The 12,444-nt window shown below is 57.2% G+C and carries 11 protein-coding genes; 8 read left to right on the top strand and 3 right to left on the bottom strand.

Translation table 11 applies throughout. The features are described from left to right. Window positions 1-155 precede the first annotated feature (155 nt). Together ABQU90_RS09285 and ABQU90_RS09280 are read left to right on the top strand one after the other, a co-directional pair. Window positions 156-863 (top strand): hypothetical protein, encoded by a 708-nt coding sequence (locus ABQU90_RS09285; RefSeq protein ID WP_323522321.1) that lies wholly within the window; start codon window positions 156-158, stop codon window positions 861-863. Between the two features lie 337 nt (window positions 864-1,200). Further along, a complete protein-coding gene (locus ABQU90_RS09280; protein ID WP_323522322.1) occupies window positions 1,201-1,881 on the top strand; it encodes a MobA/MobL family protein in 681 nt (226 codons plus the stop codon). A gap of 133 nt (window positions 1,882-2,014) precedes the next feature. Here ABQU90_RS09280 and ABQU90_RS09275 read toward each other — a convergent pair whose 3' ends face one another. From ABQU90_RS09275 to ABQU90_RS09265, 3 genes are all read right to left on the bottom strand, one after another. Further along, a complete protein-coding gene (locus ABQU90_RS09275; RefSeq protein ID WP_323522323.1) occupies window positions 2,015-2,224 on the bottom strand; it encodes a hypothetical protein in 210 nt (69 codons plus the stop codon). Window positions 2,225-2,312: 88 nt separating this feature from the next. Then, window positions 2,313-2,705: a hypothetical protein gene (locus ABQU90_RS09270; RefSeq protein WP_184518034.1), complete on the bottom strand. Its 393-nt coding sequence runs from the start codon at window positions 2,703-2,705 to the stop codon at window positions 2,313-2,315. A gap of 39 nt (window positions 2,706-2,744) precedes the next feature. After that, window positions 2,745-3,056, bottom strand: a complete 312-nt coding sequence (locus ABQU90_RS09265) for a hypothetical protein (RefSeq protein ID WP_023903641.1) — start codon at window positions 3,054-3,056, stop codon at window positions 2,745-2,747. Window positions 3,057-3,246: 190 nt separating this feature from the next. On the opposite strand from ABQU90_RS09265, the gene ABQU90_RS09260 reads away from it, so the two are divergent. From ABQU90_RS09260 to ABQU90_RS22765, 6 genes are all read left to right on the top strand, one after another. Further along, a complete protein-coding gene (locus ABQU90_RS09260) occupies window positions 3,247-3,600 on the top strand; it encodes a helix-turn-helix domain-containing protein (RefSeq protein WP_226426463.1) in 354 nt (117 codons plus the stop codon). 263 nt (window positions 3,601-3,863) lie between these two features. After that, window positions 3,864-5,567 (top strand): type IV secretory system conjugative DNA transfer family protein, encoded by a 1,704-nt coding sequence (locus ABQU90_RS09255; RefSeq protein ID WP_323522324.1) that lies wholly within the window; start codon window positions 3,864-3,866, stop codon window positions 5,565-5,567. Between the two features lie 45 nt (window positions 5,568-5,612). Continuing rightward, window positions 5,613-6,074: a hypothetical protein gene (locus ABQU90_RS09250; RefSeq protein ID WP_323522325.1), complete on the top strand. Its 462-nt coding sequence runs from the start codon at window positions 5,613-5,615 to the stop codon at window positions 6,072-6,074. A gap of 25 nt (window positions 6,075-6,099) precedes the next feature. Next, the gene (locus ABQU90_RS09245; protein ID WP_084217866.1) at window positions 6,100-6,558 is read left to right on the top strand and encodes a hypothetical protein; all 459 of its coding nucleotides are present in this window, start codon (window positions 6,100-6,102) and stop codon (window positions 6,556-6,558) included. Further along, window positions 6,555-10,238, top strand: a complete 3,684-nt coding sequence (locus tag ABQU90_RS09240; RefSeq protein WP_323522326.1) for a peptidoglycan-binding protein — start codon at window positions 6,555-6,557, stop codon at window positions 10,236-10,238. Before ABQU90_RS09245 ends, ABQU90_RS09240 begins: the two co-directional genes overlap by 4 nt. A 467-nt stretch (window positions 10,239-10,705) precedes the next feature. Then, entirely contained in the window at window positions 10,706-12,349 is a 1,644-nt protein-coding gene (locus tag ABQU90_RS22765; protein ID WP_407078764.1) for a MobA/MobL family protein, read from the top strand. Window positions 12,350-12,444: the final 95 nt, after the last annotated feature.

Raw genomic sequence — 12,444 nt, 5'->3', positions numbered from 1 at the left:
ACCACGGAACTCAGATGGTTGAGGAGGCTATCTAGCCGCTAGCCACATGCCGCCGTTAAAAACCGATAACCCCAACCGGGGTGTCGCCACTTGAGCCTGTAACAACCTAAGCTGACCGAGCCGCTCTCAGATCGGGGGCCTTGAGGGACTTAGGGATGCAGTTGCTGAAGAGAGAAGCTGTGCTGCTGGCGTTGGCGCCGGCCTTGGGCATGCTCGGTGTGTATGCGTATGAGTCAGGTCGTTATCGGTTCCTTAAAGTCCCGTCGCTGCTGATCGATTTGCCGATCAACCGGCTGCTGATGGGCGGCGTGGCGATCGCAGTGCTCGTCACTCTCTTGCTGATGGCCATTGGAGTGCTGCTCAAATGGATGGTTGGCCGCTCTTGGTTTGCGCGGTTCCTGACGATGTTCGTGGTTTTTTACATCTTCCTCGGTCTCCCGCTCCTCCTCTATGCAACGACATTGAAGGGGGCACTGTCCTCGCTAATCGTTCCGGTCTGTTTCGCACTATCGGGGGTTAGCGAGATGGAGAAAAAGGTCACGACGAATACGGAAAATCGGAAAGTGCTTCCTTGGTTGCCAGATGCTCTGTTTCTCGCGTTCGGAGTGCTTCTGACATCGTGGCTGATTAGCGGGTTCGGGTTCTGGAACGAACGAATGGCAGGAGACCGAATTTGTCAAAACGGATCATTAGTAGTCGGGGTCTACCGAGATAACCTGATCATCAAGGCCTTGCCAAAGCCTGGTGCAGAACTGGACGATGCCGTGACGCTCGTTTCAGCGGCTGGCGCTGTGCTGCGCGAGTGCAGTCCTTCTTTTGTGGGAGGACGGGGTATATCTACTGCCGATCCCTCCCCGCGATAAGCGCTCGAAGAGTGCGCCAAAGAATCTCAGGAGATCCAGTTAAAGAACAGCCGTGGTTAGGGTCAGTGTGGACGTGGTCGCATTGCGGCTTCGCGAGTTGCCCGTGCTTGTAACCGCATGTGCCTTGAGGGTAAGGGCTAGGACTATGTAAAAATGGCCTCCGAAGCTTGGCATCCGGCACACCCTTTCGTCAGCTTGGGACGTCTCTTCGAAGTCGATCGAAATCCACACTGATTCCATCAATTAGGCAACGAAAATCAGCAAAAAATAGTGATCCCAAAGGCCTTGCGCTTCTCGAAATCTAGAGAAAGTGTTTCTCCAACATCAGGAGAAACGCATGGCCATCTACCACACCCGCATCAAAACTTACAGCCGAGCAAAAGGCCATTCCGCAATTGCCGCAGCGGCATATCGCGGTGGTTATCTGCTCACCGATCCCAACACAGGTGCTCGCCACGACTACCGGGGTAGGGCAGGCATCATCCAATCGCGTTGCTTGGCACCACTTGGTTCGCCAGCATGGGCCGATGACCCACAGCGCCTCTGGGCCGCTGCAGAAGCGGCAGAGCGACGCTGCAACAGCACTGTGTGCCGAGACTTCGCCATCGCGCTGCCGCACGAGCTTGATGACCCAAAGCGCTGGGACCTTACCCTGGATATCGCACATCGCCTGATTGAGCGATATGGCTTTGCCCTGCAAGCGAGTCACCATCGCCCGACCAAAGACGATCCTCGCTACTTTTACGCCCATCTGCTTTCAACAACCAGGCGCATGCAAGCCTCTGGCTTGACCCAGAAGACGCGGGTGCTCGATGGTCGTATCAACGGCCTGGCTGAGATCCAGTGGATTCGCGTGATGATCGCTGAGCGTATCAATGCACACCTTGAACAGGCTGGCATCGGCAAGGCGGTTGAGCATCGAAGCTTGACGGAACGCTTGGAAGCGATGCAAGGCAACGGGATCTTTGTCCAAGGACAAGCAAGCTTTGAGCAGCTTCTGTCCCGCTACCGCCAATAGGGGCGACTGTTGAGCGTGCCGGATGGCCATACGGCGGAACAGGCCCAGCGAGAGCGCCCTGGGCCAGGCATGGATACTTCTGTTGATCAGGCTTCGGTGGCGCAGATGCCTATGCCGACATCCGTTGGCAGACTCAGTTCAAGTAGGGACGACGAAGCTCTGTCAACAATGCAAGTAGATCGAAGCGGCCATCAAGATACGCATTGAGGGCGTCGGTCATGTGCTGATCAACGCCAAAGCCAGCCGCATGCTGTTGGGCAATCCAGGCTTCAACATGGGTCTGGCGGAGTTGATGCTCTTGATGGTCGAGGAGCGTAGTGAAGGAGTGCACGGCAGAAGGCATAATGACGAATCCAGTGTTGAGGTTCTTCGATTCGTAGCAGAGAAGTCTTCGCCGTCAAGCCCAGTCGCTTAGCCCAATGGTCGCTCGGTCAGAGCTTCAATTTTTCGTTGACCGCCTGACTGACCAACTCATACCAACGGTTCATCTCCGTCTCATTGCCAAACTTGATGGTCCATACCGGATGATCGATGTCTTTGACATTGAGCGTCAGCGTGCCTTCGCGATTGTAGTTGTGCCAGTGCTTTTCCCAGGACCGTACATCGCTCAGTGCATACGCCTTGATGCGACTTCCCGCCTTGAACTTGATCATGGCGCGTGCCGTCGATACGGCAATGCGCGTGTTCTTGTAGCCATAAAACCGCTGGAAGTCATGGTCAAAGGTTGCGTTGTCACTGCGCGCTTTCACCGTTTTAGCAAGCATCAAGAAGATCGCGGCACAGCCAGCGAAAAAGACCAAGAGAAGAAAAGTGCCGACCGTCATTTGAGTTCCTTGTGAGAAGATGGATATAGGAACGAGCGTTTACTGGACGCGGCCGGTGATCTTCCATTTCCCGCCGATCTCAGTGAACGTGTAGACGCCATCCATCTGACTGCCGAAATCCTGTCCGAGTGCTTCCACCTTGGCGCTGACATCGCACGTGTAGCTCGGCGCGCCCTCAGCCTTGACGCACTTGCCGCTCTCGAAATCCTCGATCTTGGCCTTGTCATTGCTGTTGTCTTGAACGTAGAGCAAGAACGCGCTCTGACGGTCGTCCTGGGACGGGCCACCACCCGAGCAAGCCACCAGAGAGACGATCAACGTGCCGATGACGGCAAAGCGAGCTTTGGACATAAGAATCCCCTGATAAGCGAGAGCAAACGGATTGGCACAGATGCATGGCCGTGTAAGGCCGGCATGGCCGCCTCAGGCATCGGCCCCATTGCAGTTGACAGCGTGCCGGGGCAACGTCAGTATGCGTTCAACGAATGATTCGTTCAACGAATTTTTGCAAGGCGCGTAACTCACGTTCATCCTTGTAAGGATGAGCACCCCCCAACCTGACATCCTGTCGTTGTTCGCTGCGCGACTTAAAGCGCGCCGCCTAGCAATTGGCCTTGTGCAACAGGACTTGGGTGTCGCTCTTGGACTGGAGAGTCGCATCGCTCAGGCTCGCATCAGCCGCTATGAAACGGGCACGCATGTCCCAGATCTCAAGACTGCCTTGGATCTGGCTGATGCACTTGGTGTGTCCCTCAGTTCCCTGGTCGCCGAGTCTGATCGACTTGGTCAGATCATCGAGCTGGTGCGCCAACTACCCGAGGGTCAGCAGGAAGAGCTTGTGAAACAACTGTCGGCACTTGCCGCATCGTCTCCTTTGAACGCCGAAAAAGAGTAGGCCGAACAACCTAGGCGAGGGGCAAGCCCTCACTCGGGGAGAAGCGAAGGACGTCGCAAAATTGCGGCTCAGCCCAGCGCAGCGGCCCGGCTAGTCCATGGTGCGAAAGGTCCGGTTGCTGTCTTGGCATGCGTGCAGATCAGACAATTCCTACACAGGTGCCAATGCGCATCCGATCTGAGCGGGTTGCATGATCCTGTAATCTTGAGAGCGGACGGTCGTTTTCAAACAAGCCAGGGATCACAGATGGAAGGCAGCGCGTCATGACCGGCAAGACCAAGCTCAGCGTCGCCATCGTGTTCTTGCTTCTTGCCCTCACCGCAGGCATCTACCTCTCCGGTCAGTTGATCCTGATGCTGTTGAAGGTGGCCGTGCCGCTTGACGCTGGCACCTACTGGTCTTACCTCAAAGCCCTCGACCTCCCGCAATTCGCTCCCTATGCCACCAAGATCAAGCTGGCTGGCGCCATTGGCTTCGGCGTGCCGCTCCTGGCCTGGTTCGCACTGCTGATCCCGCTGTTCAAGCCAAAGGCGGCCGCCTTGCATGGCGACGCGCGCTTTGCCTCGGGCAGTGATCTCGCCAAGAAGGACATGCTCAAACCGTCGCCGACCGGCATCGTGGTCGGCAAGCACCGTGGCAAGCTGGTGCGCCTACCTGGGCAACAGTTTGTGATCCTGGCCGCACCCACGCGTTCGGGCAAGGGCGTGGGCGTCGTCATTCCCAATCTGCTCGACTACCAGGGCTCGGTGGTGGTTCTGGACATCAAGCAAGAAAATTTCGACCTCACGTCTGGCTGGCGCAAGAGCCAGGGTCAAGAGGTGTTCTTGTTCAACCCCTTCGCGGAAGACGGGCGCACCCACCGCTGGAATCCACTCAGCTACATCTCACCGGATCCCGCATTTCGCGTCTCGGATCTGATGAGTGTCGCGGCCATGCTCTACCCAGATGGCTCCGACGCCCAGAAGTTCTGGGTGAGCCAGGCGCGCAATGCCTTCATGGCGTTTACGCTCTATTTGTTCGATAGCCTCGATGACCAGATCAAGCGCAAGCACCCGAAAGACACCTGGATGTTCCCAACGCTTGGGATGCTCTATCGCGTGTCGTCTGGGGACGGAAGCGACTTGAAGGACTACCTCAAAAAGCTCTCGCAGCGCGAGTTCCTGGGCCGCGACGCCAAGACGGCGTTCGACAACTTGCTCTCGCAAGCCGAAGAGACCTTCGCGTCGATCATGGGCACGTTCAAGGAGCCGCTCAACCAGTTCATCAATCCGATTCTCGATGCGGCAACCAGCGGCAATGACTTTTTGCTGACTGATGTGCGCAAAAAGAAGATGAGCATCTACATCGGCATCCAACCGAACAAGCTGGCCGAAAGTCGCTTGCTGATCAATCTGCTCTTTAGTCAGCTCATCAACCTCAACACCAAAGAGCTACCGCAGAACAACCCGGCGCTCAAACACCAGTGCTTGCTGCTGATGGACGAATTCACAGCCATCGGCCGGGTCGACATCATCGCAAGCGCGGTGAGCTACATGGCTGGCTACAACATCCGCTTGCTGCCGATCATCCAGAGCATGGCGCAGCTGGATGCGACCTATGGCAAGGATGTCTCGCGCACCATCATCACCAACCATGCCTTGCAAATCGTCTACGCCCCGCGCGAGCAGCAGGACGCCAACGACTATTCGGACATGCTCGGCTACACCACGGTGCGCAAGAAGAACAAGTCGCAAACCAATGGCAAGCAAAGCAGCGTGTCCTACTCCGAGACCGAGCAACGCCGCGCCTTGATGCTGCCGCAAGAGTTGAAGGCGATGGGGTTTGACAAGGAAGTCTTTCTCTATGAAGGCATCCCAAGCCCGGTGCTTTGCGAGAAGATCAAGTATTACGAAGATGCCTATTTCACCAAACGGCTGCTACCAAAAGCCGAGGTGAAGAAGCTGTCTGCCGCCGTCTCGGGCTCATAAAAAATAGCTCTCGACCACAAATTTAAGCCATGCCGGGAAACGAAGATGCCGTTTGTAAATGAATTTATTCCGGAGCCGGATGTTGTGAAATGCGGCTTGGAAGCAATCGACAGAGACTTTGTAGTCGGTGGCACCAATGCAAGAGACTGGACAATAGATCGTGATCGCGACCTTTATTTGCGCAATGTCGCAAATGGTGGCGGCACCGAAATCGAGGTCAGAAACCAAACGAAGTTTTCATTTTATTGGCATGGCGAGCTCCTGACGCTGAGACTGGATTTGGTCGACGGTGGAGGCGCGCGAGGTCAGCCCGGTTGGTCCCATTGGAGACTAATGTGGATCAATGGTGGAGATGGACTGCCTGAGCATCTCAAGGCTGACAAGGAGCAATTCATAGCTGACCTCAAAGAGGCCTTGCTCGCATACAAGGATTTTGGCGTCCACTCCAGAAACACGGACTACCACATCGTTTTTGAAATCGATGATAATTTATCTTCTAAAATATAATTCATCCATAAGGTAGGGTGTCACCATGGCATTCGTAAGCGAGTTTATTTCCCCAGATGATGTTGCCAGATACGATATTTTATCGATTGACCGTAAATTTCTGATTGGAGGAACCAATGCCAGAGATTGGGTCATTGATCGTGAGCGTGAAATCTATTTGCGAAATGTGGCGCATGGTGGGGGGAGTGAGCCTGAAATCCGCAATCAAACACAGTGGACATTTTATTGGCGCGGTGAATTGCTGACATTGCGACTTGATATGCTTGAAAGTGGAGGAGAAAAAAAAGGGGCTGGCTGGTCTCGTTGGATGTTAATTTGGATCAATGGCGGGAAAGGCCTCCCGGCTCATCTCAAGTCAGATGCACCACAATTTGTTCAAGACTTAGGAGTGGCGCTGACGGCACATAAAGGATTTGGAGGGGTTCACTCAAAGTATACCGACTACAACGCCAAGATTGAGATATCGGAAGGCTGTGTGATATGAAAAATGCATTGAGTGCGGAAGATGCCATTACTTTACTGAGGGAGCGACCGGATGCGTATCGTTCAGGCGAAGATCTGCGCACACTTGCAGCACAGGTAGATGCAAATGCACCAGGCCGTGTGACTGTTCTTTATAGCGGTCCGGCAGCGAAGGGGATCTGGTCAACAGATGTCATCACCGCGATGGTTGAAATGGGCGAAGACGTTAGAGTCATCAATGGAAGTGAGGCAGCGAAATTTTTGGAGTCAAAAGATTTCTATAGCGCGCTGGCCGACGCTTACGATATCGATATTGATCAACTGATTGATGGGACCCACAGAGGACCCGCCACAGAGTGGCTTTACCACCCTACGCAAGGTCCTTGGGCAGATGCTTCCGGAAGGTTTGCCGATGCAACCGTAGGTGAAGTTCATGCCATCGTGGGCGACGCTCAGCCAAGCCGCGTCTTTGGCGAAATTGAAGTGCCTCGCATTCTTGCCAATCCAAACGTCACCTCGATTGAGGGGCTTCCGCGTGAAGCGCTGGTCGGTGTGAAAGATCGGCTCGGTCAGCAAGCAGCCTTTGAGCTGATCGTGGCCCGTGCGCGTGAACACGAAGGCATGCTGCGCATCCCGGCCAGTGATGATGCGCTCCGCGAGAACAAAGTTCTGAGGCTCGATAACAGAGAGTATTTTCGTGGAACAGCAATTGAGGGAACGTCAAAGGCGTTAGACCAGAGCACGCTTCCGCTCAGTCAGCGTATGAAACCGCCAACCGAGCATGCCCAGGCGGGTCAGGCGCGTTGGGATGAGTGGCAGGGACGCAACATCCAAACCACGCCGGAACCTGAAATCCCAGGCTTGCGTCGCGCCGGGATGACAGCAGGGCTTGCGGGTTTGGGTGTTGCCGCTACCGCCTACGATGCGTCGCAAGCCGGAGAGCGTGTTGGCACGCTGTTGGCACAAGACAACCTCACCGCTGCACGCTCAGAAGCGTTGCACTTTGCTGCGCGAGGCGCGGGCGGCTGGGCGGGAGGCGCCGCTGCCGCTGCCGTTGTTGGCACAACCGGTGCAGGCCCTGTCGCGTTGGTAGTTGCCGATGGTTATCTGTTCAGTGCCGCTGCCGACAAGGCCGCGACCTTGTGGGACAACCGCCAGATCTACACACAGACCGATAAGCAGGGCGTGAGCTGGGAGTTCAACGGCAGCCAGTGGCTTCGCCAAGAAAAAGCCGACTTGCAAGACGATGGCGTGGATACGCCACAGAAGCAGGGCATGTTCGCGCTGCCCGAAAAAGCGCGCGAGCTGAACTATCACGCCAGTGGCGAAGCGACCGAGCAGGCGCTTGGCAAGGTGCAACCCAGTAATCCTTATGTGCAGCCATCCAGTGAGACAGATGCTGCGCATCTTTACGCACGGGATTGGCGGCATGATCCGGCAAGTGGCCAGTGGTCTCGGATGGTCGCCGACGAAGTCGATCGGAACGATCGGCCCATCTGGACGGTGGATCCAGCAAGCCCTGAGCGTAATGCCGCGTTGGACCAGCAAGCAGCCCAGGTGGTTCACGCCAACATCGCCCGAGGTCCGGCCGCAATTGCAGCAACCTATCAAGCTGCGTATCAGCGCAATGGTTGGGGGGACTTCGGCCCCGTGCCAGCGGCCGTGCAAACAGCCTTGAACCCGGACTCGTTGCAAGCCTCGGACGGCAAGCAGTATCAGCGCGATACGCAAGGCCAGTGGCGCCATGACGGCGTTGCTGCCGAAGGCAATGTCCCGTTGGAACTCAACGCAACGCGCGAACGCTTGCAACCGGCATTGGAGCAGCACGCGCAGGCATTGGCACAGATGCCCGCGCGGCAAACGCCAACGCCACAGCAGCAAGACCAGGCCAATACCGAAGCGACCTATGCCGCCTATGGCGTTGCGCCCAATGCCCAGACTGCAGGCGCGATCCAGCTGGCGGTGCAACGGACACGTGAGGCGAACGGAATCGATGCAGCGACCAGCTCTTTGGCATTGGAGCGTGATGCGACCGGCCAATATTCGGTAGACAGCCCCATCCAGCATCTGAGCCGTGGTGCTGATGGTCTGGTGCGCGTCGCAGCAACCACCAGCACTGATGAGATCCATCAGGCGCTTGGCGAAGTGCAATCGCTTCGGCAGGAGCAACCGCCTTCTGCCGGTGCACCGGAGCTGCGTATTGACGCGCAGTCGCCCCAAGAGCGCGATGCCTACGAGCAAGCGTTGCGGGAGGCCAATCGGCAGGGCGTTTCCACGCAAGAAGCACAACAAGTCGCAAGCTTCGCAGCAACGACCGTCACCGCTGCGCATGTGGATGAAACCCAAGCGCCTCAGGCAGCCATTGATGCGCAGCGGGATCGAGACGTTGCACGCACACCCGACGCGCCTGCCGTTGCGGAGACGGCAACGCCTGCTCCGGTCGTGATGCCTGAATCCGTCAGCGCGCCGCTGCCCGAAGACGTGCGCCCGGTCGCCAAGCCTGCCGAACCGAAGCCCGAACCTGTCCCGCAACGCGAACCCCAAGAAACCCGAACACCTGAGGTTGCCGCACCCCCGACAGCCGGCGCAGTCCAGCCTAAGGCGGAGGCATCGGTTCCAACGGCGGCGAGCGCGTCTGCGCCGAGTGTCGGGCCCGCATCATCCGCTTCGACCTCTGCCGATCAAGCGCCTACTCAGGCCACTGTGCCGACGCCGCCGCCGGCATCAAGTGAGGTGGAAGGGCTGCGCCTCGGCGACCGAGGGCAGGAGGTCGAGTTCTTGCAGTATCGCTTGCAGCAAGTGGATGCCCGTGGTCCAAACGGTCAAGCCGTGCCGCAAGACGGGCACTATGGTCCGGAGACCGAACATGCTGTGAGGCAGTTCCAGCAAGACCAAGGTTTGCCGGCAACAGGCGTTGCCGGCCCAGACCTGGATGCTGCATTGTCCCAGACACAACACGCGCGCCGAGAAGCTCTGAAACCCATAGAGCCATCATCGGCCAATGCAGCGATGGAGCAGGGCGGTGAGCAGCAAGCCAGAGTAGGCACGCCACAGAACGATGCGCCATCGGCTGTTCCATTGCAGGCAGAGCAGCAAGAGGCGGTGCGAGCGCCGTCGCCGGCAATTCCAACGCAAAGCGAAGTGCCGGCGCAGATCGTATTGCCGGAGCGCCAACCCGCTGCCTATGCGTCGTCGCCAGGTTTTGGTGGGACAACTGCCCGCTCTAACGCACACGAACACGATGAGGATCGGGTTGAGCAAGCAAGGCCCCTCCAAGATGCCGCTCAGCAGGCGTTTCCCTCTGATCATCGGGATTACGCGTTGTTTTCTGCCATCCAGGCGCAGCTCCCGAAAGGCACCTCCGATGAGAAGACCGCTGAGGTATTGCATGCCGTCAAAGAGTCAGGGATCGAACGTGCGGCTGAACTCCGCAAAGTGATCATCCAAGATGATGTCGCCTTTGTCTTTGGCAAAACGCCCGGCTTTCACTCGGCAACCTCGCTCAACACGCCATCGCCTGGCATCAATGAAACCTTGCAGAAGACAGAGGCAATGGATCAGCAACGGGCGCAGGAGATGTTGCAGTTCCAGCGGGAGCGCGAAGAGATCGACAAGAACCCAACAGGCCCCGTCATGACGCTTGCTGCCCACTCTCAGCAGCAGGCGATGTCTGGCGGCGGTGGTGGTGATGGGGGCGGTTGAGGCAAAGATTGCCTTCGTCGCAGGATTGCCGAGTTTGCAAGCAGAATGCCCTGATCTTTCTTTATGTCCTAAGAGATATATGAGAGCTAAGAAGAGAGTCGTTGGACGCGATGCTGACGGACAGTCGCGGGTTTATGAATTGGCTTTGTACAGGTTTCATTAATATTTAAATATGCCCGTTCAGGTATATCGATGGAGGGCTCGCGAAATCGGAATTTCTTGGCGCGGACAGCTTATTTCAAACAACAAGCAAGAGCGCACTTATGGTTTCTGCTTTGCAGAAACCGTGCGCCAACGCTGCGCGTCGGTGCGGTGGCTTTCGCCACCTCGTTGCCTATGCTTCGCTAGGCAACACAGCCACTTCAAAACCTCGTGACCGATGTCTCTGTGCTGTCGAGTTCGCTTTTCTCTCGACGGGCAGATGTTCTGCCGCTTCTTTGTGTGCTCCACAAACAGGAGTTTCACAAATGGCGATTTATCACGCAACAATGAAGTCTTTCAGCCGAGGCAACGGCGACTCTTCGGTCGCAGCAGCTGCTTACCGCGCAGGGTTTGATCTGCTCGATATGAGCACAGGGCTTGGTCACAATTATTCCCACCGAGGCGGTGTCGATTTCCATCAGATGCTTGCGCCGAAAGGAGCGCCCGAGTGGTGTTTCGATGCGCAGTATTTTTGGAACGCGAACGAAGCGGCCGAGACGCGCAAGAACGCACGCGTTTGCCGAGAAGTCGAGGTGTCGCTTCCGCATCAACTCGATCAACACCAACGGAGAGCGCTCGCTTTAGCGCTTGGCCAATTGCTGGTCAATCGGTTCAAAGTCGCCGTATTGGTCGCTGTGCACACACCAAGCAAATATGGTGATCAGCGCAATCATCATGTGCATTTGCTGATGTCAGCGCGACAAGTCGGACCGGGAGGACTGGGGGAGCGCGCCTGCGCTGAGTTTGATGCGCGACAAGGCGGCGGCACACGAGCGCTGCGGCAAATCCGCAAAGACATTGCAATGGTCATCAATGCGCACTTGAAGAATGCGGGCGCCCCGGCTCGGGTAGATCATCGCAGTCTCCGAGCACAAGCACACGAAGCCGCGCGTAATGGAGAGTTTGAACGCGCCCGCGAACTCACGCGCCGGCCTGGCAAGCACTTGGGCAAAGCCAAAGTGGCGGTGATGCGCAAAACGAAGTTCACAGCAGAAGTCAGAGGTAGGGGCGGTCAAGCTGCGGCCTTGGCGCTTTCAAAGATTGTCGCTGAGCACATGACCAAAAGTGGCGGCATCGTGCACGAAGTGCCACCGTCCCACAGCCATGCGACAGCACTTCGGGATCGGGCCAACGTACAGGCTTCTGGATTGGACGGACGCACAGCGGTTGGGCAGACACGATTGTCAGGCGCAGAGCGGGTGCGGCAGATCAAAGAGCGCTTGGCGCGTGCGCCAGCGCCTCGCCCGGGTCTCTACACGCCTTACAGCGGTCAGACCCGACATCTTAGTCGCGTGACGCGTTTGGCTCGTTCCTCGGGCCGACAAGACGCTGAGTTGCTCAATGCGCAGGCGCAGCTGATCGAAGATTGGCTCGAAGCCCAGCGAGAGGTGGCTCAGCAGTCTCTCGAAGTCTTGCGGCAGATCCCGGGTATCCAGATTGAACCCGAGTTCCAGCGGGCGCACTCCACACTCGTTTGCCGGCGAGCGGATAGCTACGCCACCAAGCCATTTTTCTTTGAAGATACCGAGATGCTTGCTCGCTCAATCAGCAAGTATGCCCATGCGCTGGTGCGACCCTACAAGGCGCGCGTGGCCGTGCTAGATGCGCAAGCCAAGCTCTATGAGCAAGAATACGATCCCGATACAAAAGTGGTGGCCAGAGCACAGCGGCGCTTGGCGCGAACGAAGAGGCATGTCTCCCCGCGCATCCAAGCGATCCAGCAGGGGCGGATCAAGCGGGCTCGAAAAGCGATGGTGGAGGCGGCTGAGGCCTTGGAGAAGAACTTCGCTACGCAGCCGATTGAGGTGCTGACGCCTGAGGCATCTGGAGAGGACGCACTTCCACCGCAGGCCGAGGGTGAGGCAGGGCATTGGGAGTTGAAATTCCGTCCGCCCAAGCCAGGTCTATGACGGCTCAGATAACTCTGACCGTTGACCGCGCTGCAGACTGATGGTGCGCCTAGGGATTTGGCTGGAAGCTGGGGTTGTCGCAGAAGGTTCCCGCC

It is taken from the genome of Xanthomonas sp. WHRI 10207 (assembly GCF_040202975.1).
Classification (GTDB): domain Bacteria; phylum Pseudomonadota; class Gammaproteobacteria; order Xanthomonadales; family Xanthomonadaceae; genus Xanthomonas.
This window is presented reverse-complemented; position numbering and strand designations above follow the sequence as displayed.

Bases quoted from the DNA above. Each gene is read 5' to 3' on its own strand.
- ABQU90_RS09285 (WP_323522321.1), top strand. From the start codon at position 156: ATGCAGTTGCTGAAGAGAGAAGCTGTGCTGCTGGCGTTGGCGCCGGCC.
- ABQU90_RS09280 (WP_323522322.1), top strand. From the start codon at position 1,201: ATGGCCATCTACCACACCCGCATCAAAACTTACAGCCGAGCAAAAGGC.
- ABQU90_RS09275 (WP_323522323.1), bottom strand. From the start codon at position 2,224: ATGCCTTCTGCCGTGCACTCCTTCACTACGCTCCTCGACCATCAAGAG.
- ABQU90_RS09270 (WP_184518034.1), bottom strand. From the start codon at position 2,705: ATGACGGTCGGCACTTTTCTTCTCTTGGTCTTTTTCGCTGGCTGTGCC.
- ABQU90_RS09265 (WP_023903641.1), bottom strand. From the start codon at position 3,056: ATGTCCAAAGCTCGCTTTGCCGTCATCGGCACGTTGATCGTCTCTCTG.
- ABQU90_RS09260 (WP_226426463.1), top strand. From the start codon at position 3,247: ATGAGCACCCCCCAACCTGACATCCTGTCGTTGTTCGCTGCGCGACTT.
- ABQU90_RS09255 (WP_323522324.1), top strand. From the start codon at position 3,864: ATGACCGGCAAGACCAAGCTCAGCGTCGCCATCGTGTTCTTGCTTCTT.
- ABQU90_RS09250 (WP_323522325.1), top strand. From the start codon at position 5,613: ATGCCGTTTGTAAATGAATTTATTCCGGAGCCGGATGTTGTGAAATGC.
- ABQU90_RS09245 (WP_084217866.1), top strand. From the start codon at position 6,100: ATGGCATTCGTAAGCGAGTTTATTTCCCCAGATGATGTTGCCAGATAC.
- ABQU90_RS09240 (WP_323522326.1), top strand. From the start codon at position 6,555: ATGAAAAATGCATTGAGTGCGGAAGATGCCATTACTTTACTGAGGGAG.
- ABQU90_RS22765 (WP_407078764.1), top strand. From the start codon at position 10,706: ATGGCGATTTATCACGCAACAATGAAGTCTTTCAGCCGAGGCAACGGC.